Below are 23,886 nucleotides of genomic sequence, written 5' to 3'. Positions count from 1 at the left end.
TTTCACTGCAGTTCAACGGCGAGGTCATCCACCTTGGGCACCGATTTGATCAGCCCCGCCTCGTGCATGAACACGCCGAGCCGTTCATAACGGCTGCGGTCGAGGGCGGCGGGACGCTTGGCAAAACGCGGCAATGTATCGATCCATGCCTGCCGGTTCAGCGCATTGTCGAGATCGGGATAAGCCTTGACGAACAGCGACCAGGACTCATCGGGATGGTTGGTCAGATAGATCGCTCCCTTTTCCACGGCGCCGATGAAACGTTTCAAACGGTCGTCTTTCGCCAGATCGGGATGGGTCAGGAAGATCAGTTCGTCATAAACGGGAACGCCATGCTCCTCGGGAAAGAATGCCGTTCCCTTGTGACCTTCCTGCGCCATCTGCGTCAGCTCGAAATTGCGGTAACCGCCCACCGTGGCATCCACCTGATTGGCGATCAGCGATGCCGACAGCGCGAAGTTGACATTGATCAGCTCGACATCTCCCGTCTTCAAGCCTTCGGATTTCAGCATGGCGCCGAGCATGGCATCCTCAAAACCGGCCACGGAGAACCCGACTTTTTTGCCCTTCAGGTCCTTCAGGCTCTTGATCGGGCCATCGGCGAGGACGGTCACCGTGTTGAGCGGCGTCTCCACCAGGGTGCCGAAACGCACCAGCGGCAGGCCTTCGTCATGGCTGAGATAGAGGTTGGGCTGATAGCCGATGGCGATGTCCGCCTGCTTGGCCGCCACGAGACGCGGCGGCGCTGCCGGATCGGCCGGCGGGATCAGATCCACGTCCAGTCCCGCTTCGCTGAAGAAACCCTTTTCGCGGGCAATCACCAGCGGTGCATGGTCGGGGTTGACGAACCATTCCAGCAGGACAGACAGCTTGTCTGCCGCCGCGGCGGGTGATGCGAGGAGAGACAGGGCGGTTAGCAGGATGATGGCGGGGGCAAACGCGCGGCGGCGAAACATGGGCATTCCTTTATCAACGGGACGGGAAAACGGGGCGGTCATGATGCCTGCACCCAGGGCGTGAGACGTGCGGCGAAGGCATCGACGAGGAAACGCAGAACGATGGTCAGAACGGCGAGGATGATAAGGGCGGCAAACAGCGTATCGGTCTGCATGCGGGCATTGGCCTGCAGCATGACGAAGCCCAGTCCGCGCGAGGCACCGACCCATTCGCCGATCACGGCGCCAATGGGGGCAAAGACCGCCGCAACACGCAGGCCCGAACCGAGGCCGGGCAAGGCGCTGGGCACGCGGATGAGGAACAGTGTCGCCAGCGGCGAGGCTTGTGTCAGGGCGGCGGCATCCAGCAGATCCTGACTGGTCCGGCGCAGTGCATCGGCAAAGGACGAGGCAACGGGGAAGAAGATGATCAGGCTGGCCATGACGACCTTGGACGCGAGGCCGAAGCCGAACCAGAGAACCAGAAGCGGCGCAATGGCAAAGACCGGGAGCGCCTGCAAGACCAACAGGAGCGGCCAGACGATCTGGCCGAAACCCGGCAGGCCGGCCACCAGAAGCGCAACAAGGATTCCGGCGATGGCACCGAAGAACAGCCCGAGCACGATCTCAAGCACCGTGATGGCGGCGTTGCTCAGGAGATAATGCTGCTGCTCTATCAGGGCGGCAATGACAGAACCGGGGCCGGGCAGGATGAAGCGCGGCGGCTGCAGCATCCAGACAGCGAGGTGCCAGCACGCAAGCACAGCCAGCAGGGCTCCGGCGATGCGGACGAGCATGCGCATGGCGGGCCGTCACAGACTCGGCGATTGGTGATTCAGCGAAAACGGCATCTGCAGGACTCCATCAAACGTGTGGAGATCCGGATATGTGCGAAGACAAGGCAGAGTGCGTGAAGAATGCTCAATTCCCGTTCCTACGCCGGCATAACCCGGATCAGGTTCAAGGGTCCAGCTCGACGCTATCTCAGCACTGTACAGTGCCCCCCTCGGAATGAAGTCATGATGGAGCGGCGGCGGCGTAAAGTCAATCGCGCCGCTTGAGGATTGCAGACATCAGTTGGTCAGGCGGACATTCTCCCCATCGACAGCTTTGCACCCGGAAATAACCGTGTAGAAAAGATCTTGCTGGTCCCAGCCACCGCCGTCTTCCCAAGCATGTTCGTGAGATTGCTTATCGCAACTGAGCAGATCAGTTAACTTTGTATCACCGTTTTTCTTCAGCTGCACACCGTCAACGAAGAGATGATCCACAGTATTTCCATCATTGGTTTGGTATGTTGCGTCATAATTCCTATATCCGCTCGATGCAGTTTTACACGTAACTGTGTTTGTACCAGCTGTGGAATTATAACGGCCGACATCACAACCGTCCTTTTTGACTTCCATTTTGATATACAGTGTTTGGTAGTCGCCGAGCACAACGTTACCGTCAGCCGGACTCATGGTTTTGACCCCTGTTCCTCGCCAATTGAGGGCAGTCTTGTCTTTGGCCTCATACAACACGGTGCCTAACGTCACTTCCTTACTTGAACCAGGGCGAGTGACGACAATCGAAACCTTTTTGGCCCAAATGCCGTACATGTCCTTCAAGATGATTTTGGCTTCTGACGGTTTCAACGGCGCCAGCGCAGTCGAAGTCACACCAATCTGGACTGAGTTCTGGTTCAGCAACGACATGAAGAGGGTATTGGTCTGCCCTCCCAGATTGACGGTAACCTTCTGGTCCTTTGCACTGAAATTGACACTGACAGTGCTCGCCTTGGCGCCAAGATTGGCCCGCAAAAAGGCCCGTGCCCTGTCCTCGGCAGCCTGTGCATTGCCACCCGTGAAGATGGAGGCACCGGCCAGCGCCGCTGTGTCAGCGGCGTTCTGCAAATTGACTCTTTCATTTGAGGCAACGGTATAGTCAAGGGCAAGACCGGTCATGCCCATAAGCGGCACAAGCAGCAGACCGAAGGTCAGTGCCGTGGCCCCACGCTTGTCTCTCAGGAATTGTTTGAATTTGCTCATAGCCCGCTCCGGTTGTTGAGCGAACCATGAAGGCCATGCCGTAAATGCCTGCTTAGCAAATTCGTTCAGATTGTCTCAATCTGCGATAAGTCGTGCACCATGGTAAAAATCCGATAAAGCACGACCTAGGCAGCGGGTGCGCCCGGCCGCACAAAACCCTCGCTGGCAACGAGCAGATTGCGCGTATAGGCCTGCGTCACCTTGCGGGCGGCAAGATCGGCGGCGGAAAGGCGCTCCACCTCGGCACCGCTCTGCATGACCATCAGCCGGTCGCACATGTGGGTGACCACCGCCAGATCGTGACTGACCATCAGGAAGGTCAGCTTGCGGTCGCGGCGTATCTGTTCCAGCAGGTTCAGCACTTCGGCCTGTACGGATGCATCGAGCGCCGACGTTGGTTCATCGAGCAGCAGGATCGACGGCTCCAGGATCAATGCCCGGGCGATAGCGACACGCTGGCGCTGGCCGCCGGACAGCTGATGCGAATAGCGGAAGCGGAAGCTGGAGCCGAGGCCCACCTCGTCGAGCGCGCGCAGGATTCGCTTTTCAATGTCGGCAAATCCGTGGACCGCCAGAGGTTCCAGCAGAAGCCGGTCGACGGTCTGGCGCGGGTGCAGCGAACCATAGGGGTCCTGGAACACCATCTGCACTTCACGATAGAATGCCTTGGTGCGCTTCTTGTCCAGCAGCTTGCCGTTCACGGTGATCGAACCGCCGCTGGTTGGCGCAAGCCCGGCAACCGCCCGCAGCAATGTCGATTTGCCGGAGCCGGATTCACCGACGAGCCCGAAGGATTCACCCGGCATCACATCGAGGCTGACACCCCGCAAGGCACGGAAACGATCGAACGTGACTTCAAGCTTGTCGACGACAAGCGCTTTGGCAGGAGATGTCGTCATGCCGCCCACTCCGGCTTACGATCAAGGACAGGGAGAGGATGGGTATCGGCACCAATTTTCGGCATGCAGTTCAGAAGCCCCTGCGTATAGGGATGTTTGGCATTGTGCAGGTCCTTGGCGGCGATCTCCTCGACGATATGGCCCGCATACATGACGATGACCCGGTCGCAGAACGACGAGACCAGCCGCAGATCGTGCGAAATGAAGATCAGCCCCATGCCGCGATCGCGCACCAGATTGTCGAGGATGGCGAGAACATCCAGCTGGACAGTCACGTCGAGCGCCGAGGTCGGTTCATCGGCGATCAGCAGTTCCGGGCCGGTGATCAACATCATGGCAATCATGGCGCGCTGCCCCATGCCGCCCGAAACCTCGTGCGGATGGAGGTCGAAGACGCGTTCGGGATCGCGGATCTGCACGGCGGCCAGCATGTCGAGCGCGCGCTTGCGCGCCTCGGATTTGCTGACCCTTTCGTGGGTGCGCAGCGTCTCGACGATCTGCCGCCCGATGCTCATGACCGGATTGAGCGAATATTTTGGGTCCTGCAAAATCATGGCAATCCGGTTGCCGCGCAGCGACCGCCGTTCCGCAGCCGAGACTTTCAGCAGGTCGATGCCATCGAAGTTCAACGTCTCCGCGGTAATTTTCGCATGCGGCGGCGTCAGCCCCATGATGGCGCGCCCGGTCTGGGACTTGCCCGAACCGGATTCGCCGACGATGCCGAGACGTTCGCGGCCGAGCGTAAAGGATACGCCGCGCACGGCATCGACCACACCCGTCCGGGTCGGAAACTGGACCCGCAGGTCCTTGACAGTCAAAAGCGTGCTCATTGGTTGTTGCCTCGCGGATCAAGCGCATCGCGCAGGCCATCGCCCAACAGATTGAAGCCTAGGCTGACGATCAGAATGGCAAAGCCCGGTGCTGCGGCAACCCACCACTGATCCATGATGAAGCGGCGGCCCGACGCAATCATCGCCCCCCATTCCGGCAATGGCGGCTGAGCGCCGAGACCAAGAAAGCCAAGACCCGCGGCAATCAGGATGATACCGGCCATATCCAGGGTCACACGGACAATCAGCGAGGACAGGCAGAGCGGCATGATGTGCCGCAGGACGATGCGGACCGGCGAGGCCCCCATCAGGCGGACAGCTGCAATATAGTCGGAATTGCGAATCGTCAGTGTTTCGGCGCGCGCAATACGCGCATAGGGTGGCCAGGACGTCACGGCGATGGCAAAGACCGCATTTTCGATGCCAGGTCCCAGGGCTGCGACAAGCGCAAGTGCGAGAATAAGCTTTGGGAAAGCCAGAAAAATATCGGTGAGGCGCATGAGGATGGAATCGACCCAGCCTCCCGCATAACCCGCAGCGGTGCCGACGATCAGGCCAATGGGCGCTGCGATGATCGCCACGAGTATCACGACATAGAGCGTGAGGCGCGAGCCGTAGATGAGGCGCGAGAGAATATCGCGGCCCTGATCATCGGTGCCGAGCCAATAATCACCACCGGGTGGCAACAGGCGCGCATTGCGCAGGTCGCCGATAACGGGTGAATGCGGCGCAAGAACATTGGCCAATGCTGCAACCACCAGCAGGGCGACGATAATGGCAAGGCCGGCAAGCGCCAGCCGGTTGCTGGCGAAGCGGCCCCACACCAGATAGGCGCGGCCAAGCCTTGCCTGCAGGCGTGATTGCGGACGGTCACTCATCAGCCATTGACGGCGTGACATGGGTGGAGGCGGTGTATGGATTGTCTGGCTCATCGTGCGCGCGTCCGTGGGTCAAGCGCCTGATACAGAAGATCAGACAGAAGATTGATGGCAATGAACACTGCGCCAATGATGATGGTGCCGCCAAGGACCGCGTTCATATCCGCGTTTTGCAGGGAATTGGTGATGTACAGGCCGAGGCCCGGCCACGAGAAGACGGTTTCGGTCAGGACTGAACCTTCAAGCAAATTGGCATAGGACAGGGCAATGACCGTCACCAGTGGCACGGCGGCGTTGCGCAAGGCGTGGGCCCAGATGATACGGGTTTCCGACAGGCCCTTGGCGCGGGCGGCAACGATATATTCCTGTTCCAGCTCATTGAGCATGAAACTGCGGGTCATGCGGCTGATATAGGCAAGCGAGAAATAACCAAGCAGCGAAGCGGGCAGGATGATGAATGAGAAGATATTCCAGAAGGCGTCCCAATTGCCTTGAAGCACTGCGTCGAGAAGATAAAAGCCGGTAATGGGCGTAAAGGTGTATTCATAGATGACGTCGATGCGGCCCGGACCCGAAGTCCAGCCAAGCTTGGCGTAAAAGACCAGCAACGCCAGCAATCCGAGCCAGAAGATCGGCATGGAATAGCCGATAAGGCCGATCAGACGCACGATCTGGTCGATCAGGCTGCCACGTTTGACCGCGGCAAGGACCCCAAGCGGTACGCCGAAAAGCGTGCCGATGAGCGTGCCGAACGTGGCAAGCTCCATGGTGGCGGGAAACACCCGGCGGATGTCGGTCATGACAGGATTGGAGGTCAAGACCGAATTGCCGAAATTACCCTGCAGCGCGCCTTTCACATAGATGAAAAACTGCTCATAGAGCGGCAGGTTCAGGCCATATTCCTCGCGCACGCGCTCGACCACATGGGCCGGGGCCCGATCGCCGACGATCGCCAGGGCGGGATCGATGGGAATGACCCGTCCGATAAAGAAAGTCACGGCGAGAAGGCCGAGGAAAGTGATCGCGCCGATCAGCACGAAGCGGCCAATAGCAATGGCAAGGCCGGAGGCCCAGGCGCCTGAACGCCTGGCCTCCAGTTGTGTTTCTGTGGTCGTCATAATTTCAGCCTTGGGCGCTTGCCCTGATCATTTCGATACGGTGAAAACGTAATTGGTATCGAAAGATGGTCCGAGCTTGAAACCCTTGAGATTCGAGCGGATACCGGCAACTTCCGTCTGCTGGAACAGGAGAACGAACGGGCTGGTTGCCAGAACCTTCTTCTGCAGATCCTCATAGGTCTTGGCGCGCTTGGCAGTGTCGCGTTCCAGAAGGGCCGACTTGGTTTCCTTGGTCAGATCCGGCACATCCCAGGCATTGCGCCATGCGAGCGTCTTGTTGGTGCCGGTATCGGCATTGTCCGGATTGCTGGTGAAGGTTTCCGCATTGGAGTTCGGATCCCAGTAATCCACGCCCCACTGACCGATATAGATATCATGGGTGCGGGCGCGGTATTTGGTCAGCGTCTGCTTACCGTCGCCGGGAATGATCTCCAGCTTCACGCCGCCCTGGGCAAAGGTCTGCTGCACGGATTCGGCAATGCCCGTCACCGGCTGGCCGTTGCGCACATCCATCGTCACCGAGAAACCATCCTTCAGGCCGGCCTTGGCCAGAAGCTCCTTGGCCTTCGCCACGTTGAGGGAATAGGGCTTTTCGTCCAGCTCGCCCAGAATGCCCTTCGGCAGGAAGGTCTGGTGGATTTCGCCGATGCCCTTGATCAGCTTTTCACCGATGGCATCATAATCGACGAGATATTTCAGCGCTTCACGCACTTCCGGCTTGGCCAGGTTCGCATTCTTCTGGTTGAGGCTGAAATAATAGATCGTGCCCTTGGCTGCGCTGGTCGTCTTGATGTCGCTGTTCTTGACCACCTGCTCCAGATCGTTGGGCTCCAGATTGCGGGCAACGTCGATATCGCCCTTTTCCAGGAGCAGGCGCTGCGTGGCGCTTTCCTTGACATGGCGGTAGATGACGCGGTTGAGCGGCGCCTTGGTGCCGTGATAATTGTCGTTGCGCTCCAGAACGAGGATTTCGTTGGCGCGCCAGTCGCGGATCTTCATCGGGCCGGAACCGGCATAATTGGTCTTCATCCAGGCATTGCCGTAGTCATTGTCGACCACATGCTGCGAGATAAGCTTCTTGTCGACGACGGATGCAACCGTCGATGTCAGGCAGTTGAGCACGAAGCTTGGGGCATAGGGCTGGTCAACGGTGAAAACGAAGGTGCTCGGATCCGTTGCCTTGGCCTTTTCGGTGATATTGTCCGGCTTCAGGCCGAACTGGGTGAGGATGAAGGCGGGGCTCTTGTCGATCTTGATGGCGCGTTCGAAGGAATAGGCGACGTCTTCAGCGGTCAGCGGATTGCCGGAAGCAAATTTCAGGCCCGGCTTCAGCTTGAACGTATAGGTCAGGCCATCGTCGGAAACCGTCCAGCTCTCGGCAACGTCCGGAATGATCTTCGAGGGGTCATTGATGTCGAGACGCACCAGCTTGTCATAGGTATTGCCGTTGATCTCGCCCATGGTGAGCTCGAAGGCCTCGCCGGGATCAAGTGTAATCACATCGTCGATGGCAAAAGCTTCGACCAGCGTATCGGCTGGCGTTGCGGCCCATGCGGGCACGCCGGATATCACGAGCGCGGAGAGCGCCGCACTTCCGACAAGCAGCCGGAATTTCGCGTTTAACTGGTTGATCAACATAATAGTCACCCCTGTTTTTTGTGTTGTTTCAGTTCGTTTCATGCCAAGCGGACTGCAGGATACGCATCCAGTTTCCGTAGCAAATCTTTGCAAGATCCTCGCTTGAATATCCAGCATCCGCCAGCGCTTTGACAAGCGCCTGATTGCCCGCCGCATCAGTGATTTCGCTGGGGATTTTAGCACCATCGAAATCCGAGCCAAGGGCCACGCAGTCGATTCCCATGCGATTGACCATATAGTCGATGTGGCGAACCATATCGCTGAGCGGCGTGTCGGCATTCTCGCGGGCGTCCGGACGCAGCATCGCGACCGCATAGTTCAGGCCGACCAGCCCCTTGCGCTCGCGAATGGCATCGAACTGCTTGTCCGTCAGATTGCGCGCGATCGGCGTGAGCGCATGAACATTGGAATGGCTGGCAACCAGCGGCTGATCGCTGATCCGGGCGACATCCCAGAAGCCCTTTTCCGTAATATGGGCAAGATCAACGAGAATGCCGAGGCGGTTGCACGCCCTGACCAGATCCTCGCCCGCCGCCGTCAGACCGGGACCGGTATCCGGGTCGGACGGATAGGCGAAGGGAACCCCGTGAGCGAAAACATTGTTGCGGCTCCAGACCGGCCCGAGCGAGCGCAGCCCCGCCGCGTAGAAAACCTCGAGTGCCGCCAGATCGGCATCGATCGCTTCGCAGCCCTCGATATGCAGAACCGCGGCGAACTGGTCGTTGGCCACCGACTCCTCGATATCGGCGGTGGAACGGCACAGCTTCCATCCGCCCGCCTGTTCCAGACGCAGCGCAATCGAGGCCATTTCCAGGGAGATGTCGAGCGAGGGTGCGCGCTCGAGCGGCGCAGCGAGCGGCGTAAAATAATGCCCCTTGGCATCGGGCGCCTTGAAGGCAAGATCGCCTGACGGAACATAGATGGCGCACAGGCCGCCAACGAGCCCGCCCTTCAGGGCGCGGCTTTTGTCGATATGGCCTGAGGTAGTGCCTTCAATGAATTCGCGGACCGGGTCGGCGCCGTCTTTTGAATGTTTCCACAACCGGTAAAGCACATCGTTGTGACCATCAAAGACAGGCTGCATTTCAATTCCCACTCAGGTTACCCAACAAGGCACGCCCACCGATAAATCGTTTCATCAACGTCCGGTGCTGCGTGCTTCTTCTTTGACAAAAGATCATGTCGCAGAGGAACAGGCAAGATAGGAATTGTACAAAAGTATAAGAGCAACCCCATTTGTGCCGGGCCGCCCATGCGGACGGGTTGCAACCTGTGGATCGTGGCTGGGGATTGCCAAACTTGCTACCCATAGGAAGGCGAAATATCGCTGGAACGTTGGCATGATTGACAACGGGGGAATGCGTTGGCATGATTGACAACATCGGCGCCAAACTGATCTATCGGCACAAGAGCATATTCGCTGATGGCTCCATCATGGAGATGATCATCTGGTCCGTTCCCATACCGGTCAAAGGAAGCGTGCATCCTTACAAATACCGGCTTTTCTGGGGACGTCACGGCAGGCGGATTGTCGGATACGACAATGAAAGAGGAAAAGGCGATCACTGCCATCTCGATGGGCGGGAATATCCGTATCGCTTCATCTCCGTCGAGGCGTTGATCACCGATTTTTATTCGGAAATTGACAGGAGAATAGTCAAATGAGACGGGCAGCGATCCAGATATGCAGCGATACGAACACAGTCATGCGTGACGCTGCCAAGGGATTTACCAACACCTGGAACAAGGGAAGCGCCGATCCGGTTGCGACATTCACGTTCAGTTCGCCGGCCCAACTGTTTTCAATCATCACGCCCAAACGCTGGGAACTGATCGAGCATTTGCAAAAGATAGGTCCGTCCAGCATTCGCGGGCTTGCCCGCTCGCTCGGGCGCGATGTGAAGCGGGTTCACGACGATGTAACGGCCTTGATCCATTGGGGTCTTGTCGAACGTACCGAGGATGCAAAGGTTTGTGTGCCGTTCGACATCATTCACGCCGATTTTGACCTGCGGGCGGTGGCCTGACGGCAACGCCCGCAGCCGGGATGATTGTCCGGGATCAGACGTCCAGATTGGCAACGCTGAGCGCATTGTCCTGAATGAACTCGCGGCGCGGCTCGACATCATCGCCCATCAGCCTTGAGAACAGGCTGTCGGCATCTGTCGCGTCATTGACCTTGACCTGCAGCAGCGAACGGGCATTGGGATCAAGCGTGGTTTCCCACAATTGATCGGCGTTCATTTCGCCCAGCCCCTTGTAACGCTGCAGCGACAGGCCCTTGCGTCCCGTGGCAAAGACCGCCTCAAGCAGGGCAATCGGTCCGGCCAGGGATTCGGACTTTTCCTTGCGGCGCAGGACTGGCGGCTTGCCGTAGACTTCCTGCAGGCGCGGGGAATAGCGGTCGAGCTGGCGCGCATCGGCCGAACCGATCAAGGCCATGTCGAGCGTCACGGTTTCCTTGACGCCGCGCAGCGAACGTTCCAGGACATAGCCGTCGACACCGTCATCGGGCGTTGCAAGCCGGCCGGTCCAGCCCTTTTCCGTTTCTTCGGCGATCAGGTCGAGGCGGGCAGCGACTTCCTTCACCAAAAGCTCGGCACGCGGCGTATCGGAAATGGCTTCCGGATTGAGCGCGCCGGCAATGGTCGCCTGCTCGACGACGGCACGGTCGTAGCGGGTATTGAGGCCCAGCAGCAGATGACGGACAGCCAGCGCATCATTGATGACAGACCGCAGATCGGTGCCGGCCCGCACTTCGCCGCCGGTCAGCTCGAGCGACGCCTCTTCAAGGCCTGAATCAATCAGGAACTCCTCGAAGGCCGCTTCATTCTTGATGTATTGCGAGGACTTGCCGCGCGACACCTTATAAAGCGGCGGCTGGGCGATATAGATATGGCCGCGCTCGATCAGTTCCGGCATCTGGCGGAAGAAGAACGTCAGCAGCAGCGTGCGAATATGCGCCCCGTCGACGTCGGCGTCGGTCATGATGATAATCTTGTGGTACCGCAGCTTGTCCGGGTTGAACTCGTCCTTGCCGATACTGGTTCCCAGCGCCAGGATCAGCGTGCCGATCTGGTCGGAGGAGAGCATGCGGTCCAGCTTGACACGCTCGACATTCAGGATCTTGCCGCGCAGCGGCAGGATCGCCTGGTTCTGGCGCGAGCGGCCGCCCTTGGCCGAACCGCCGGCGGAATCGCCCTCGACAATGAAGATTTCCGACTTGGCCGGATCGCGTTCCTGGCAATCGGCAAGCTTGCCCGGCAACGAGCTGATGCTCAGCGAATTCTTGCGGGTGATGTCCCGCGCCTTGCGGGCAGCCTCACGGGCGGATGCAGCCTGGATGACCTTTTCCACCAGAACCTTGCCTTCGGCGGGATGTTCTTCCAGCCAGCTCGACAAGGCCTCGTTGACGAGACTTTCGACGACCGCGCGCACTTCGGATGAAACGAGCTTGTCCTTGGTCTGCGACGAGAATTTCGGGTCCGGCACCTTGACGGAGAGAACGGCGGTCAGACCTTCACGGCAATCGTCGCCGGTCAGCGACACCTTTGCCTTTTTCGCCTGCCCGGTGTTTTCGGCATAGCCGGTCATCTGGCGCGTCAGCGCACCGCGGAAACCGGCGAGATGCGTCCCGCCATCGCGCTGCGGAATGTTGTTGGTGAAGCACAGAACATTCTCGTGATAGCTGTCATTCCACCACATGGCGACTTCCACCGTGGTGTCATCGCGTTCACCGCGAATATAAATCGGTTCGCTGACCAGTTCCTTTTTGGTGCGATCGAGATATTTGACGTAGGCCGTCAGCCCGCCCTCATAAAACAGCTCGAGCTCGACCGGATCGGCATGGCGGCGGTCAGCCAGAAGGATGCGAACACCGGAATTCAGGAAAGCCAGTTCGCGCAGACGATGTTCCAGCGTCTTGAAATCGAACTCGACCATGGTGAATGTGTCGGTCGAGGGCAGGAACGACACTTCCGTGCCGGTCTCGCCATTGGACTCGCCGATTTCCCGCAGCGGAGCATCGGCAACGCCATGGGTGAAACTCATTTCATGGATTTTGCCCTGACGGCGAATCTTGAGGCGCAGCCAGACCGACAGGGCGTTGACCACGGAAACACCCACGCCATGCAGACCGCCTGACACCTTGTAGGAGTTCTGATCGAACTTACCGCCGGCGTGCAGCTGGGTCATGATGACCTCGGCTGCGGAGACGCCTTCCTCGTGCATATCTGTGGGAATTCCGCGTCCGTTGTCCGTGACGGTGCAGGACCCGTCGGGATTGAGCGTGACAGTGACGCGCGTTGCATGACCGGCCAGCGCCTCGTCAATGGCGTTGTCGACGACTTCATAAACCATGTGGTGCAAGCCGGAACCGTCGTCCGTATCGCCGATATACATACCCGGGCGCTTGCGGACAGCATCCAACCCCTTGAGAACCTTGATAGAATCTGCACCATATTCCGGTGAAGTTCCGGTCGTCATCTCAGGTGTATCACTCATATAAATTCAATCTTTTCTTGGCGCCGTGAACTGGCGTGAAGGACCCGGGCGAATCATGCCCGGCTACAGACCTAGATATAGTGGTTAATGTACATTTTTCCAATTCTTAGCCTATAGGCTATCCACGGATCATGGCTAAAAAACGCCTGATCAACGCGGAAATCCGTGCCTGAACCCTGCAGTATGCACAGATTCAGGCTGAGCGCGGCGTACCTTCTCGCGCAATTCATTCCGGGCGCCACACCACGGACCGGAACACAGCGGTGCACGCTATCTGATCATCTGGATTCCGGTCGACGTTGGCCTTGCAATGGGAGACCGGGTGTCGAAAAACGCCTTGACCTCGGCGAAATCGAGACTGCCGCTTTCGTCACGATCGATTTCTCTGAAATGATCGGCAAAATAGCCCACGCCGGCTTTTTCCGCCGAAGCGACGGTGACACGCTGCGTGGCAGGGTCAGCCGCCTGTTCAAACAGAGAACGGATACGGCGGTCGTTGGCGCTGTCCATGCCCTCCGGCGTGACCGGCTCGGGATTTCCCTGTCCCGGCGGGTCACGCGGCGGAATGGCGCGTGGCGCGCGCGTCCGCATGTCCGGATCCGGCCCGGTCAGATTGATGGAATCCCCGGCATGGGAGGCCGGTGCTTGTGCGCTGACAGCGAGCAAAACCGTGGTCATCCACAAAGCAAATTTATTCATGGCTATCCCCTGCTGCGAGAGGCGCATTCAACGCGGCAATCATGTTCGCCAGGGGCTGGGCATAGAATGTATCGATATCCTGCATGACACGCTCATAGGAACGGGTCTTGCCGGGCAGCACTCCGTGACCGCCCTCATAGGTTTTGACAGGCACCTTCGCCGCCAAGCCAGCGCGCGTTATGTTCAGTTCCGTCTGATGAAACACGGTGTTGAGGTCGTAATAACCGTGCTGGATGAGAACCTTCAGATTGGGATTCAAGGTCAAGGCAAAAGCCATATCCGGAAGACTGGTTCCCAACCTGCCTTCGGCACCCGGCAGCCTTGGATCAGGCAATAACTTCCAGTTGTCGATGACGCCGCCGTTGAGACCCAGATACTGCGACGTCGACCTGTAGTTCATGAAACCGGCCTGATAGGTCTTTATGAAATCATAATAAATATCGGCCCGATCCAACGAGGGGTCGATTGCCTGTCTGGGCAAAAACTGCCGTCCGTCATTGATGACAAGCTTACCCCGCGCCGGATCGAACTTTTCAAGGAATTGCATGGGATTGAGATTGGGCGTTTCGATCCAGGGATTGTCCTTGGACATATTCCCTTTCTGGTATGGTTTGCCTATTCCGGTAAGGGTGTAGAGCCTATTGAGGAAATCTTCAGCATTGGGTTGACCTGCGTCCGAAACGAACCCGTTGGGTGCCTTGAGGTAAGCGTCCCATTGGATTCGGCCAGAGGCCGCTTGCGAAACGCCCGGGAATACGGCCAGATACAGGCTGTTGAAGGTGATGGCAAATGTGCGGACATCCGACAGAAATCTCGCGATCTTTGGTGCCACAGATGCTGGATCGGCCGTTTTCAGGTCCTCGGCCGTCAGATCCTGACGTCCGGCGGGTTTGCCGTGATAGGCGGCAACCATGGCGTAGGTCGGCAGCGCTCCCCCGCAGGAGACGTTGGATTGGCGGCAGTCTGTTTTAAAGTCCAGCATCGGTGAGTTCAGGATCAGTCCGGCCAGGATATTGGCCGGCTTGCCGTCCGGGCCAGCCGTATAATCGCGACTGCCGCTTTCGATGAGCCGACGCCCGATGATCGGCGCACGCATGCCGCCATAGGATAGACCGTAAATATATTTCGGTGAGCTTTGCCGGCCGGTGAGGTTGATGTAACGGGTGATAAAGTCGCGCAGGACCTTGGCGTCGCTGTCGACGCCCCAGAAATCCGCGTTTTCATACGGCCGGATCGCTGTGGAATAACCTGTTCCAACCGGATCGACAAACACAAGATCGGTTTTGTCGAGCAGGGTATCGGGATTGTCGAGCAGTCTCAATTCCGGCGACACCGTATCGATTTTCTTCGGCCCAAGGAAATCAAGGTCCAGATCTGCGGATGAACCACCCGGCCCGCCATTGAACACGAAGGTAACCGGGCGGGTTTCGCGCGGCAGGTCATCACGCGTATAGGCCGTATAGAAAATGGCGGCTTGCGCATCGAGTCGCGCCAGATCAACCGGCTTCGGCGGGGCACTTTCCCAGTCATAGGCGATCATATGACCGGCGGTTGCGGTGAACGGAATGACGCTCCCCTTGAGGTTGATCGTCTGCGCCTTGCTGGAAGGCGTTTCGCTCACAGCCAGGCGGTCCACCGCATCGTAAGGCTCATAGGCAAAGACGGCACTCCCGGGCACCGGCTGCACGGGCTTGGGGGCGGTAAAAGTTCCTGACAAGGCGGTTGAAGCGGATTTTTCGGAATCGGAACCGCCACTGCAGGAGACGAGAAATACCGCCAGCAGGAGCCAGTACAGGCGGAAAGCCATGGTCACAACCTCATAATACAAATCGATAAAATACTTAAGCTATTGATACAATGAGATAAAAATTGAGAACAAATCTGATTTTCGGTCAGCCGTTTCGACTGTCTCACAAAAATGGCGGTGCTTGGGATGAGTACACCCTGCCTGGCCATACCTCGTCAATTAGCCATTGGTCGATACGCCGACGGCAAACCGGCGAAGAGCCGGGACATTGCAGGAATCGGGATTGAATGGCTGGACATCGGGAAACAACATCCCCACATCCTGGGTCTGGAGGCCGCCGCATGGACACTGTCAGAACCGCATTCATCCCCCCCGCACCGGTGCCGCGTACGGGCCCGGTCGGCACGATCGAGCTGATCCGCACCATTTACCGCAATCCGCTCGAATTGTGGGGAGAACCGTCCTACAATGAACCATGGGTATCCATCGACTGGGCCTTCCAGCACACGATCATCGCCAATGATCCCGGCCTGATCCGCCATGTCCTTGTCGACAATGCCAAGAATTACAAGATGGCGGCGGTGCGCCAGCGCATCCTGCGCCCGATCCTGCGCGACGGGCTGCTGACGGCCGAAGGTGAAACCTGGAAGCGCTCGCGCAGGGCCATGGCGCCCGTCTTTACCCCCCGCCACATCAACGGTTTTGCCGCAGCGATGAAGCGGACCACGGAAAGCTTTGCCGAGCGCTATGAAAGCGTTGCAGGCACCGTCGATGTGTCCCGCGACATGACGATGCTCACCTATGATATCCTGGCGGAAACCCTGTTTTCCGGCGAAATTGCCGGTGAACCCGACGAATTCGCCCATGAAGTCGACCGCCTGTTCGAGACAATGGGGCGGGTCGATCCGCTGGACCTCCTCGGTGCGCCGAGCTGGCTGCCGCGCTTCACCCAGATCCGTGGCCGCAGGGCGCTGGCCTTCTTCCGCAAGATCGTTGCCGAGACGATCGTCCTGCGCAAGGCGCGCATGGACCGGGATGGCGACGCCGTTCCCAACGATTTCCTGACATTGCTCCTGCGCGCGGAAGGGCCGGACGGGCTGTCGCGCGCCGAGATCGAAGACAATATCATCACCTTCATCGGCGCCGGGCATGAAACCACGGCACGCGCGCTGGGCTGGACGTTCTATCTGCTGGCGCAGGCGCCATGGGAACGCGATCTGATCGAACAGGAAATCGACGCCTTCATGCAGCAGGATCCGCTGCCGGCGCCGCATGACTGGCTGAACGCCCTGCCCCTCACGCGGGCCGCCTTTGAGGAAGCCATGCGGCTGTACCCGCCGGCGCCGTCGATCAACCGCGAACCGGTGGAAGACGATCAGTATAAGGACCTGCATATTCCCAAGGGGGCCGCCATTCTGGTCATGCCATGGACGGTGCATCGCCATCGCCTCTACTGGGACAACCCCGAAGCCTTCGTGCCCTCGCGCTTCCATCCGGAAAACCGCGATAAAATCGACCGCTTCCAGTACCTGCCGTTCGGCGCCGGACCGCGCGTGTGCATCGGCGCCAGCTTTGCGCTGCAGGAGGCCATCATCGCGCTGGCAACGCTGCTGCACAGGTATCGTTTCGATACGGTGGGCACCGCAAAGCCATGGCCGGTGCAGAAACTCACAACGCAACCCGATGGCGGACTGCCCATGGCGGTTTCGGCAAGGCGGTAGGGAATGGCTGCCAGACAACCAAAATCTCCGCCTATTGATTTCACCAGAAATTAAAGCTATATTCCTTTCAGATGAAAGGTATAGGCATGTCGGCACTCACCCAACGCACACCGGAACACACCAGCAAGACCGCCGTTGTTTCCAAGGCTTTGCTGCGGTCGTCCGAACTGCTCGGACTGACCGCCAAGGAACTGTCGACCGTGGTCGGCCTGTCGGAGCCCAGCATATCGCGCCTGAAGCGCAGCGAGGATGGCACGCCGCTCACCGGCAAGAGTTATGAGCTGGCGCTGCTTTTCATCCGGCTCTACCGTTCGCTGGACGCCATTGTCGGCGGTGACGACAGCGTCGCCCGGCAGTGGATCCGCACCGACAACAGTATGCTGGGGGGCAAGCCGCTCAACCGCATCAAAACCATTGACGGTCTCGCCCATGTCCTTGCCTATCTGGACGCCCGACGCGCTCCGATCTGAGGCGCGCGACCGGCACGGCGCCTGCTGGCGTCTCGTTGAGGCGCAACACCGCGTTTCTACCATGAAACTTGTCGACACGCTCGACGAGCAGGCCTTGCTCGAGGACGAGATCGAAGCGACCAAGCCGCCGCTGCCGCCGGATTGCGCCCGGCTCGATTATCTCCTGGCAACGCCCTTTCGCTATGGCCGCTATCCCGGCAATTCACGCTTCCGGCGCGAGGGCTATTCCCCCGGCGTGTTCTATGCCAGCGAAGTGGTTGAAACGGCAGTGGCCGAGACGGCATTCTACCGGCTCTTGTTCTTCAGCGAGAGCCCGGGGACGCCTTGGCCGCGCAATGCACTGGAATTCACCGCTTTCGAGAGCCGCTATGCGACGAAGCGGGGTATCGATCTGCTGGCTCAGCCCTTTGCCCGGCATGCGGAGCATTGGACGCACCTGACCGACTATACGGCCTGCCTTGCGCTGGCCGACGCGGCGCATCAGGCGGGCATCGAGATCATCCGCTACCAGTCGGTGCGCGACCCCGCGGGCGGCGCCAATCTGGCGCTGCTCTCCTGCGGCGCCTTTGCCATGCCGCGCCCCACGCACACGACCACGTGGCGGCTGGTGTTTTCCGATTATGGCGTCAAGGCCATCTGCGACCAGCCGGACATCCGGCTGGGTTTCAGCCGCGCGATCTTTGCCGGCGACCCGCGCATGGCAAGGACGCTGCGCCCGTAAGACTAACCGAGCCGCGCCGCATGCCAGGCGACATGATCGGCCATGAAGGTGGAAATGAAGAAATAGGAATGGTCGTAGCCATCGCGCATGTTGAGCGTCAGCGGAATATTGGCCTGCCGGCACGCCTCTTCCAGGAGCCATGGCCGCAGGCCGTCATCGAGAAAGCCGTCGGCCTTGCCCTGATCCACCAGCAGTTCCGGCACCCGGTGGCCATCCTCGATCAAAAGCACGCTGTCATAGGCGCGCCAGAGCGTCTCGTCGGTGCCGAGATATTTTTCAAAGGCCGGACGCGACCAGCCGGCGACACCCGGCCGGGCGATGGGGGCAAAGGCGGAAACCGAACGGTAACGGCCGGGGTGTTTCAGTGCCAGCGTGATGGCGCCATGCCCGCCCATGGAATGGCCGAAAATGCCCTGCCGCGCCATATCGACGGGAAAATTGGCGGCGATCAGCGCCGGCAGTTCCTGCGCGATATAGCTCGCCATGCGGTAATTGTCGGCATAGGGCGCCTCGGTCGCATCGAGATAAAATCCGGCGCCTGACCCGAACTGCCAATTGTCCTTTTCATCAGGCACGTGATCGCTGCGCGGACTGGTATCCGGGCAGACGATGGCAACGCCATGCTCGGCCGCCGCGCGGCGGTATTCACCCTTGTCCATGACGTTCTGATGGGTGCAGGTGAGACCCGAGAGATACCACAGCACCGGCACCGGGCCATCCTTGGCCTGCGGCGGCAGAAACACCGCGAAGGTCATGTCGCACTGGCAGGCATCGCTGCGATGGCGATAGACTCCCTGCGTGCCTTCAAAACTCCTGGCGATCGATAGCGTTTCCATGACAATTCCCGTGGTTTTTTGAGCTGATTACTGGCCGAGCGCGACAGCGACATTGACCGCCGCTGCCACAAGCACCGTGTTGAAGAAGAAGGAAACGATGGCGTGCAGCAGGTTGACCCTGCGCATTTCGGTGCTGGTGACCGCCGTATCGGAGGTTTGCGCGGTCATGCCGATGACAAAGGAAAAATACAGAAACTCGATGCCGCCCGGCTCCTTTTCGCCGGGGAAATCCAGCCCGCCGACATGTTTGCGCGGTTTGTCCTTGGTGCCCTCTGCCGTTTCATCCGGCTGCCAGTAGAGATGGGCATAATGGATGGCGGCCATGGCATGGATGGTCGCCCAGCCCAGCGGCACCGCGGCCAGCGCGGGAACAAGATTGATCAGCTGCGGATGCTTGCCGCTGTTGATCAGCACGAAAAGCGACCCCACCGCCACGACAACCGTGCCAAGGGTAACGGCAAAAATGACCGCCATGGGCTCGTCGGAACGGGCGGCATTCTTCCTGAGAAAATCCGCCGTCAGCCGGCGGATCTTGAACGCCGTCAGGATGAGATAGACGATGAAGAAGGTGTTTGCGCCGAGCACATAGGCAAGGTGCGGGTAGAGCACCAGGGCGAGCGCCAGCGCGGCGAGACCGGCAACAGCAGCGATGTAAAAGGGATTGTGCCGGTGCAGCATCGCCTTCTACCCCGCCGTTTGCGCCGTCACCGGCCGCTGCATGTCGACATGCGGAATATCATCTTCCAGATATTCGCCCGACACCGGCAAAAAGCCGAAGGATTCATAAAACCGCTGCAGGTGGCTTTGCGCCGACAGCGCGATGGGGCGGCCGGGAAAGCGGGTTTCGCAGGCGGCAATGGCCTCGGCCATCAGCTTTTCGCCGAGCCGCTTGCCACGATGCGCGGGCGAGACGACGACCCGGCCGATGCGCGCTGCATCCATACCGCCATGTGGCTGGCGCAGGCGGGCGCTCGCCACCAGTTCATTGCCGAGGAGAAGCCGCAGGTGCAGTGCGTCGCCGTCCTTGCCGTCAAGTTCCGGATAGGGGCATTTCTGCTCGACGACGAAAACATCGACCCGCAGGCGCAGCATGGCATAGAGATCGCGCGGGCTGAACTCATCCATCCCGCGCACGTCCACCGTATAGCCGCCATCGGCCATCAGAAGACGACGACCGAGCGGATCGATTTGCCCTCATGCATCAGGTCGAAGGCGGTGTTGATTTCTTCAAGCGGCATGGTGTGGGTGATGAGCGGGTCGATCTCGATCTTGCCTTCCATGTACCAGTCGACGATTTTCGGCACGTCGGTGCGCCCGCGCGCACCGCCGAAGGCCGTGCCGCGCCAGTTGCGCCCGGTGACCAGCTGGAACGGCCGTGTTGCGATTTCCTTGCCGGCTTCCGCCACGCCGATGACGATGCTGGTGCCCCAGCCGCGATGGCAGCATTCGAGCGCCTGGCGCATGACATTGGTGTTGCCGGTTGCATCGAAGGAGAAATCCGCGCCGCCATCGGTCAGGTCCTGGATGGCCTGCACCACCTTGTCATTGCCGACCTCATTGGGGTTGACGAAATGGGTCATGCCGAATCTTTTCGCCATCTCGACCTTGGCGGGGTTGAGATCGACACCGATGATCTTGTCGGCGCCAACCATGCGGGCACCCTGGATGACATTGAGGCCGATGCCGCCGAGACCGAAGACCACCACGTTGGCGCCAGGCCAGACCTTGCCGGTATAGATCACCGCGCCAATGCCCGTCGTCACGCCGCAGCCGATATAGCAGATCTTGTCGAAAGGTGCGTCCTCGCGCACCTTGGCCAGCGCAATTTCCGGCAGGATGGTGAAATTGGAAAAGGTGGAGCAGCCCATGTAATGGAAGACTTCGCCGCCATCGCAGGAAAAGCGGCTGGTGCCATCGGGCATGACGCCCTGTCCTTGAGTCGAGCGGATGGATGTGCAGAGATTGGAACGCTGCGACAGGCAGGTCTTGCACTGGCGGCATTCCGGTGTGTAGAGCGGAATGACATGGTCGCCGACCTTCAGCGAGGTGACGCCTGCGCCGAGCTCACGCACGATCCCCGCGCCCTCATGGCCGAGAATGGCGGGAAATTTGCCTTCGGAATCAAGGCCGGAGAGCGTATAGGCATCCGTATGGCACACGCCGGTGGCCATGACTTCCACCAGAACCTCGCCCGGCTTCGGCCCGCCGATCTCGATGGTTTCGATGGTCAGTGGTTTCCTGGCTTCCCAGGCAACGGCGGCGCGCGATTTCATGCGAATTCTCCCTGATGCGTCTTTCAACATGCGGTCTACTGATTTGCAGTTGTGCACTATCAGGATCACATCGGGGATCGTCAATCAAATCGGCGACATTTCTGGTCGGGGAAGGCGCTTCTTGCGACGCGCCTTGCTCTCGAAACGGTCTTCTCTTACTCGATCACCTGCACCTTCTTTGCAGCCCTTGCTCTTGCTGCCGGGAGCGGCGAACGCGCATCGAGGAAGGTCTGCACGTCATCGAAGGTAAGGTAACCGTCCTGGTCTTTGTCGATCTGCGCAAAATGCTCGGCGATGAAGCCCCAGTCGGCGTCGCTGGCCGCTTGCGCAGTGAGAAGGTGATTGGACGTTGCAGCTGCATCGAACTTGGCACGCAGTTCCTGATCAAGCTGTCTTTGGATCGAGGTTGCATCCTGCTTGACTGATTTTGTGCCCGGCTCAGGGCGCCAGACACGATCACCGGCTTGGGCTGATTGTCCAACCATTGAGGTCAGGAGGAGCGAAATGAAGATTGTACGGGAAATGGACATGGATCGCTCTCCTAATGCAGGGCTACGGTGGGAACGGGTGCGGCGTCTTGTGCCAATGCAGGACGCAAGGATTGGGCTTTGGCAATCGTCGGCCCGGTGCCATAGGGCGGCGCGTCGTAGAACTCATCGAGCGCCTTTATCAGCGATGCCCGCGATTCCTGGGCATAATAGATCATGTGCCCGCCCACAAAGTTCTTCACCGGGACACGCTTGCCGAGACTGGCACCCTTAAGGTCAAGCTCGGAGCGACGGAAGGGCGTCACCGTGTCGTGATAACCATGTACGGTCAAAAGCTTGAGCGAAGGATCGCGCGCAATGGCCGCTACGACGTTGGGCAAACCACTTGCACCGTTCCGGCCTTGCCAAAGCTCGAATGCCAGCGCTGGTCCCTTGACCACACCCGGATCCCTTGTCTGCCAGGACGCATTGATATAGCGTGCGCTTGGCTTGTAGTTGACATGTTCCGGCAGGTAGCTGGTGATCCTGTTGTTCAAGGCGTCTTCTTCGAAGAAATTGAATTCATACTTCAATGCCGTAAAGCCGGATGTCGGATCTTTTTTAAGTTTTACATGCATTCGTCCATCATACACATTGAAATCATAGCCGGGCATCAAGGCTGCCGCGTATTGCTCGAAATCTAGTCTGTTCCAGAAGGCGGGTATTCTCTTCTCAAGGCCCGTGTAGGACGAGGCGATGAAAGTTCGGTCGGCAGCGTATTTTACGGCGATATCCCCGAGGGTCCCGGCGTAAGACTCCAGCGAGGTTTCTTTGTTGCGCGCGGTGGATTTTCCCAGAGCGTCGGCGACCATGGCATAAGTGGGGAAATCGCCGTCAATCTGATTCATACTGTTGTAGTCGAAAGCCGGTGAATGGAACACCGATCCGGTGAGCACCTTGAATTTGGATTTGTCGACACCTTCGGCCTTCTCATAACCGTCAGTGCCCGCATCCACCAATGCCAGGGCAAGCTTGGGCACGCGGATGCCGCCGCCATAGGATTCGCCATAGAGATATTTCGGCGATTCCTGCCGGCGATTGAAATTGATATAGCGCGTGATGAACTGCCTGGAAAGTTCAACGTCCTTGTCAGTCGTCCAGAACGTCTGATTGGTATTTGGAGCAACGGATTCGGAAAATCCAGTGCCCGGGACAATATCGACAAAAACGAGATCGGTCCTGTCGATCAGCGACTCCTGACTGTCGATGAAGGGTAGTTCCTGCGGCCGGCCGTCGGCCCATGCATCCGGCACGTTGAGCGCATCGACGACGACATGCTTGGGTGCCCACGAGGCGAGATGCAGATAGACTGATGAAGCGCCCGGCCCACCATTGAAGAAGAACGTGACGGACCGGTTTTCTTTCGGCAAATCGTCGCGCGTATAGGCTGTGTAGAAGATTGACGCCTGTGGATTCTGCTTTTCCGGATTCTTGGCATAGGCGGTCAGATGACCGGCCGATGCGGTGTACCAGAAGCTCTGGCCGTTCAGCGTCATCTTATGGTGCATCACAGCGGGTTTTTCATCAACAGCTGCAGGAAGTGAAGCATCCGGCAGGCCGCTATATTTGGTGTTGTCCTCGAGCATATAGTCCGCGGGCGCGTAGAGCTTGTAGGCTTCCTCGTCCAGACCAGCTCTTGTATAAAGCGCCGCCACGGCCTTTTTCGGCGCAATCTTCGTTAGTTCGCCGGCCGCCTCCGCAACCTTGCCGTTGACCAAGAAGGCCTCAACCGTACGCAGCGAGCTGCTTTCCGCCTTCAGACCAGCGGCTTCAAAAATTTTGGCAGCGTCGGTAAAATGTCCCGCTTCGATCAGCTCGTCGGCACGAATATGGGCAGTTTCAAGCGGTAATGCTTTGGGCTGGATTTTGGCTGAGGACGCTTCATTCGGTTTCACCGCAGCGACGGGCGCTGCTTCGGATGCAAACGTGCTTTCGGAGACGGGACTGTCGGAACTGTTATTGCATGCGGTCAAGAGCGCCAGAATCGAAAGCGAGAGAATTCGTAATCTCATCTGTGAAAAATTCCCCAGTTTGAAAATTGCTTTTGAAAGCGGCCAAGGT

Annotated in this window: 23 protein-coding genes and 1 riboswitch; of the genes, 5 read left to right on the top strand and 18 right to left on the bottom strand. The window is 59.0% G+C overall.

All coding sequences use genetic code 11. The features are described from left to right. Positions 1-2 precede the first annotated feature (2 nt). From ACP7B1_RS04480 to ACP7B1_RS04440, 9 genes are all read right to left on the bottom strand, one after another. A complete protein-coding gene (locus ACP7B1_RS04480; RefSeq protein WP_223612196.1) occupies positions 3-956 on the bottom strand; it encodes an ABC transporter substrate-binding protein in 954 nt (317 codons plus the stop codon). A 38-nt stretch (positions 957-994) separates the two neighbouring features. Continuing rightward, positions 995-1,738, bottom strand: a complete 744-nt coding sequence (locus ACP7B1_RS04475) for an ABC transporter permease (protein ID WP_346306491.1) — start codon at positions 1,736-1,738, stop codon at positions 995-997. 111 nt (positions 1,739-1,849) lie between these two features. After that, a riboswitch (TPP riboswitch) is annotated at positions 1,850-1,952 on the bottom strand. A gap of 56 nt (positions 1,953-2,008) precedes the next feature. Continuing rightward, positions 2,009-2,965 carry a TadE/TadG family type IV pilus assembly protein gene (locus ACP7B1_RS04470; protein WP_346306490.1) on the bottom strand — a complete coding sequence of 319 codons (957 nt, stop codon included), beginning with the start codon at positions 2,963-2,965 and terminating at the stop codon, positions 2,009-2,011. Between the two features lie 125 nt (positions 2,966-3,090). Continuing rightward, complete coding sequence (locus tag ACP7B1_RS04465) at positions 3,091-3,864, bottom strand: ABC transporter ATP-binding protein (protein WP_346306489.1); 774 nt, start codon at positions 3,862-3,864, stop codon at positions 3,091-3,093. Further along, a complete protein-coding gene (locus ACP7B1_RS04460) occupies positions 3,861-4,694 on the bottom strand; it encodes an ABC transporter ATP-binding protein (protein WP_223612200.1) in 834 nt (277 codons plus the stop codon). The genes ACP7B1_RS04465 and ACP7B1_RS04460 overlap by 4 nt, the downstream gene beginning before the upstream one ends. Then, on the bottom strand, positions 4,691-5,626 hold the full coding sequence (gene nikC, locus ACP7B1_RS04455; RefSeq protein ID WP_223612201.1) for a nickel transporter permease: 936 nt from the start codon (positions 5,624-5,626) through the stop codon (positions 4,691-4,693). The genes ACP7B1_RS04460 and nikC overlap by 4 nt, the downstream gene beginning before the upstream one ends. Beyond that, the gene (locus ACP7B1_RS04450) at positions 5,623-6,690 is read right to left on the bottom strand and encodes an ABC transporter permease (RefSeq protein ID WP_223612202.1); all 1,068 of its coding nucleotides are present in this window, start codon (positions 6,688-6,690) and stop codon (positions 5,623-5,625) included. Before ACP7B1_RS04450 ends, nikC begins: the two co-directional genes overlap by 4 nt. Before the next feature lie 27 nt (positions 6,691-6,717). Then, positions 6,718-8,328, bottom strand: a complete 1,611-nt coding sequence (locus ACP7B1_RS04445; protein ID WP_426136592.1) for an ABC transporter substrate-binding protein — start codon at positions 8,326-8,328, stop codon at positions 6,718-6,720. Positions 8,329-8,356: 28 nt separating this feature from the next. After that, positions 8,357-9,412: a dipeptidase gene (locus ACP7B1_RS04440; RefSeq protein ID WP_346306372.1), complete on the bottom strand. Its 1,056-nt coding sequence runs from the start codon at positions 9,410-9,412 to the stop codon at positions 8,357-8,359. Positions 9,413-9,696: 284 nt separating this feature from the next. On the opposite strand from ACP7B1_RS04440, the gene ACP7B1_RS04435 reads away from it, so the two are divergent. Together ACP7B1_RS04435 and ACP7B1_RS04430 are read left to right on the top strand one after the other, a co-directional pair. Continuing rightward, positions 9,697-9,993: a toxin-antitoxin system TumE family protein gene (locus ACP7B1_RS04435; protein ID WP_346306373.1), complete on the top strand. Its 297-nt coding sequence runs from the start codon at positions 9,697-9,699 to the stop codon at positions 9,991-9,993. Then, the gene (locus ACP7B1_RS04430; protein ID WP_346306374.1) at positions 9,990-10,355 is read left to right on the top strand and encodes a transcriptional regulator; all 366 of its coding nucleotides are present in this window, start codon (positions 9,990-9,992) and stop codon (positions 10,353-10,355) included. Before ACP7B1_RS04435 ends, ACP7B1_RS04430 begins: the two co-directional genes overlap by 4 nt. A gap of 34 nt (positions 10,356-10,389) precedes the next feature. On the opposite strand, the gene gyrB is transcribed toward ACP7B1_RS04430, so the two are convergent. The 3 genes from gyrB to ACP7B1_RS04415 form a co-directional block, all read right to left on the bottom strand. Continuing rightward, on the bottom strand, positions 10,390-12,831 hold the full coding sequence (gene gyrB, locus ACP7B1_RS04425; RefSeq protein WP_223612206.1) for a DNA topoisomerase (ATP-hydrolyzing) subunit B: 2,442 nt from the start codon (positions 12,829-12,831) through the stop codon (positions 10,390-10,392). A 270-nt stretch (positions 12,832-13,101) separates the two neighbouring features. Continuing rightward, positions 13,102-13,530 carry a hypothetical protein gene (locus tag ACP7B1_RS04420; protein WP_426136589.1) on the bottom strand — a complete coding sequence of 143 codons (429 nt, stop codon included), beginning with the start codon at positions 13,528-13,530 and terminating at the stop codon, positions 13,102-13,104. Continuing rightward, a complete protein-coding gene (locus ACP7B1_RS04415) occupies positions 13,523-15,337 on the bottom strand; it encodes a S10 family serine carboxypeptidase-like protein (RefSeq protein ID WP_426136588.1) in 1,815 nt (604 codons plus the stop codon). The genes ACP7B1_RS04420 and ACP7B1_RS04415 overlap by 8 nt, the downstream gene beginning before the upstream one ends. Positions 15,338-15,618: 281 nt before the next feature. Here ACP7B1_RS04415 and ACP7B1_RS04410 point away from each other — a divergent pair, with 281 nt between their 5' ends. The 3 genes from ACP7B1_RS04410 (at position 15,619) to ACP7B1_RS04400 (ending at position 18,189) form a co-directional block, all read left to right on the top strand. Beyond that, positions 15,619-16,998, top strand: coding sequence for a cytochrome P450 (locus tag ACP7B1_RS04410; protein WP_426136586.1), 1,380 nt, complete (start codon positions 15,619-15,621; stop codon positions 16,996-16,998). Positions 16,999-17,084: 86 nt separating this feature from the next. Continuing rightward, positions 17,085-17,468, top strand: a complete 384-nt coding sequence (locus tag ACP7B1_RS04405) for an MbcA/ParS/Xre antitoxin family protein (RefSeq protein WP_223612210.1) — start codon at positions 17,085-17,087, stop codon at positions 17,466-17,468. After that, positions 17,428-18,189 (top strand): RES family NAD+ phosphorylase, encoded by a 762-nt coding sequence (locus tag ACP7B1_RS04400; protein WP_346306977.1) that lies wholly within the window; start codon positions 17,428-17,430, stop codon positions 18,187-18,189. The genes ACP7B1_RS04405 and ACP7B1_RS04400 overlap by 41 nt, the downstream gene beginning before the upstream one ends. 2 nt (positions 18,190-18,191) lie before the next feature. Here ACP7B1_RS04400 and fghA read toward each other — a convergent pair whose 3' ends face one another. The 6 genes from fghA to ACP7B1_RS04370 all read right to left on the bottom strand — a co-directional run bounded on the left by fghA (position 18,192) and on the right by ACP7B1_RS04370 (position 23,837). Then, complete coding sequence (gene fghA, locus ACP7B1_RS04395) at positions 18,192-19,025, bottom strand: S-formylglutathione hydrolase (protein ID WP_346306978.1); 834 nt, start codon at positions 19,023-19,025, stop codon at positions 18,192-18,194. A gap of 27 nt (positions 19,026-19,052) precedes the next feature. Then, entirely contained in the window at positions 19,053-19,703 is a 651-nt protein-coding gene (locus ACP7B1_RS04390) for a DUF1345 domain-containing protein (RefSeq protein WP_346306979.1), read from the bottom strand. Positions 19,704-19,709: 6 nt separating this feature from the next. Then, a complete protein-coding gene (locus tag ACP7B1_RS04385; protein ID WP_346306980.1) occupies positions 19,710-20,186 on the bottom strand; it encodes a GNAT family N-acetyltransferase in 477 nt (158 codons plus the stop codon). Further along, positions 20,186-21,298, bottom strand: coding sequence for an S-(hydroxymethyl)glutathione dehydrogenase/class III alcohol dehydrogenase (locus ACP7B1_RS04380; protein ID WP_223612215.1), 1,113 nt, complete (start codon positions 21,296-21,298; stop codon positions 20,186-20,188). Before ACP7B1_RS04380 ends, ACP7B1_RS04385 begins: the two co-directional genes overlap by 1 nt. A gap of 155 nt (positions 21,299-21,453) precedes the next feature. Continuing rightward, positions 21,454-21,828 carry a hypothetical protein gene (locus ACP7B1_RS04375; protein WP_346306981.1) on the bottom strand — a complete coding sequence of 125 codons (375 nt, stop codon included), beginning with the start codon at positions 21,826-21,828 and terminating at the stop codon, positions 21,454-21,456. Positions 21,829-21,839: 11 nt separating this feature from the next. Then, complete coding sequence (locus tag ACP7B1_RS04370; protein ID WP_426136581.1) at positions 21,840-23,837, bottom strand: S10 family serine carboxypeptidase-like protein; 1,998 nt, start codon at positions 23,835-23,837, stop codon at positions 21,840-21,842. Between the last annotated feature and the right edge of the window lie 49 nt (positions 23,838-23,886).

The organism is Phyllobacterium sp. SL163 (assembly GCF_049896885.1).
In the GTDB taxonomy this organism is placed as follows: domain Bacteria; phylum Pseudomonadota; class Alphaproteobacteria; order Rhizobiales; family Rhizobiaceae; genus Phyllobacterium; species Phyllobacterium calauticae.
Note: the sequence above shows the minus strand (reverse complement) of the source record. Positions and strands in the feature narration are given on the sequence as shown.

Coding starts and splice junctions, on each gene's coding strand:
- ACP7B1_RS04480 (WP_223612196.1), bottom strand. CDS start 956: ATGTTTCGCCGCCGCGCGTTTGCCCCCGCCATCATCCTGCTAACCGCC.
- ACP7B1_RS04475 (WP_346306491.1), bottom strand. CDS start 1,738: ATGCGCATGCTCGTCCGCATCGCCGGAGCCCTGCTGGCTGTGCTTGCG.
- ACP7B1_RS04470 (WP_346306490.1), bottom strand. CDS start 2,965: ATGAGCAAATTCAAACAATTCCTGAGAGACAAGCGTGGGGCCACGGCA.
- ACP7B1_RS04465 (WP_346306489.1), bottom strand. CDS start 3,864: ATGACGACATCTCCTGCCAAAGCGCTTGTCGTCGACAAGCTTGAAGTC.
- ACP7B1_RS04460 (WP_223612200.1), bottom strand. CDS start 4,694: ATGAGCACGCTTTTGACTGTCAAGGACCTGCGGGTCCAGTTTCCGACC.
- nikC (WP_223612201.1), bottom strand. CDS start 5,626: ATGAGCCAGACAATCCATACACCGCCTCCACCCATGTCACGCCGTCAA.
- ACP7B1_RS04450 (WP_223612202.1), bottom strand. CDS start 6,690: ATGACGACCACAGAAACACAACTGGAGGCCAGGCGTTCAGGCGCCTGG.
- ACP7B1_RS04445 (WP_426136592.1), bottom strand. CDS start 8,328: ATGTTGATCAACCAGTTAAACGCGAAATTCCGGCTGCTTGTCGGAAGT.
- ACP7B1_RS04440 (WP_346306372.1), bottom strand. CDS start 9,412: ATGCAGCCTGTCTTTGATGGTCACAACGATGTGCTTTACCGGTTGTGG.
- ACP7B1_RS04435 (WP_346306373.1), top strand. CDS start 9,697: ATGATTGACAACATCGGCGCCAAACTGATCTATCGGCACAAGAGCATA.
- ACP7B1_RS04430 (WP_346306374.1), top strand. CDS start 9,990: ATGAGACGGGCAGCGATCCAGATATGCAGCGATACGAACACAGTCATG.
- gyrB (WP_223612206.1), bottom strand. CDS start 12,831: ATGAGTGATACACCTGAGATGACGACCGGAACTTCACCGGAATATGGT.
- ACP7B1_RS04420 (WP_426136589.1), bottom strand. CDS start 13,530: ATGAATAAATTTGCTTTGTGGATGACCACGGTTTTGCTCGCTGTCAGC.
- ACP7B1_RS04415 (WP_426136588.1), bottom strand. CDS start 15,337: ATGGCTTTCCGCCTGTACTGGCTCCTGCTGGCGGTATTTCTCGTCTCC.
- ACP7B1_RS04410 (WP_426136586.1), top strand. CDS start 15,619: ATGGACACTGTCAGAACCGCATTCATCCCCCCCGCACCGGTGCCGCGT.
- ACP7B1_RS04405 (WP_223612210.1), top strand. CDS start 17,085: ATGTCGGCACTCACCCAACGCACACCGGAACACACCAGCAAGACCGCC.
- ACP7B1_RS04400 (WP_346306977.1), top strand. CDS start 17,428: ATGTCCTTGCCTATCTGGACGCCCGACGCGCTCCGATCTGAGGCGCGC.
- fghA (WP_346306978.1), bottom strand. CDS start 19,025: ATGGAAACGCTATCGATCGCCAGGAGTTTTGAAGGCACGCAGGGAGTC.
- ACP7B1_RS04390 (WP_346306979.1), bottom strand. CDS start 19,703: ATGCTGCACCGGCACAATCCCTTTTACATCGCTGCTGTTGCCGGTCTC.
- ACP7B1_RS04385 (WP_346306980.1), bottom strand. CDS start 20,186: ATGGCCGATGGCGGCTATACGGTGGACGTGCGCGGGATGGATGAGTTC.
- ACP7B1_RS04380 (WP_223612215.1), bottom strand. CDS start 21,298: ATGAAATCGCGCGCCGCCGTTGCCTGGGAAGCCAGGAAACCACTGACC.
- ACP7B1_RS04375 (WP_346306981.1), bottom strand. CDS start 21,828: ATGTCCATTTCCCGTACAATCTTCATTTCGCTCCTCCTGACCTCAATG.
- ACP7B1_RS04370 (WP_426136581.1), bottom strand. CDS start 23,837: ATGAGATTACGAATTCTCTCGCTTTCGATTCTGGCGCTCTTGACCGCA.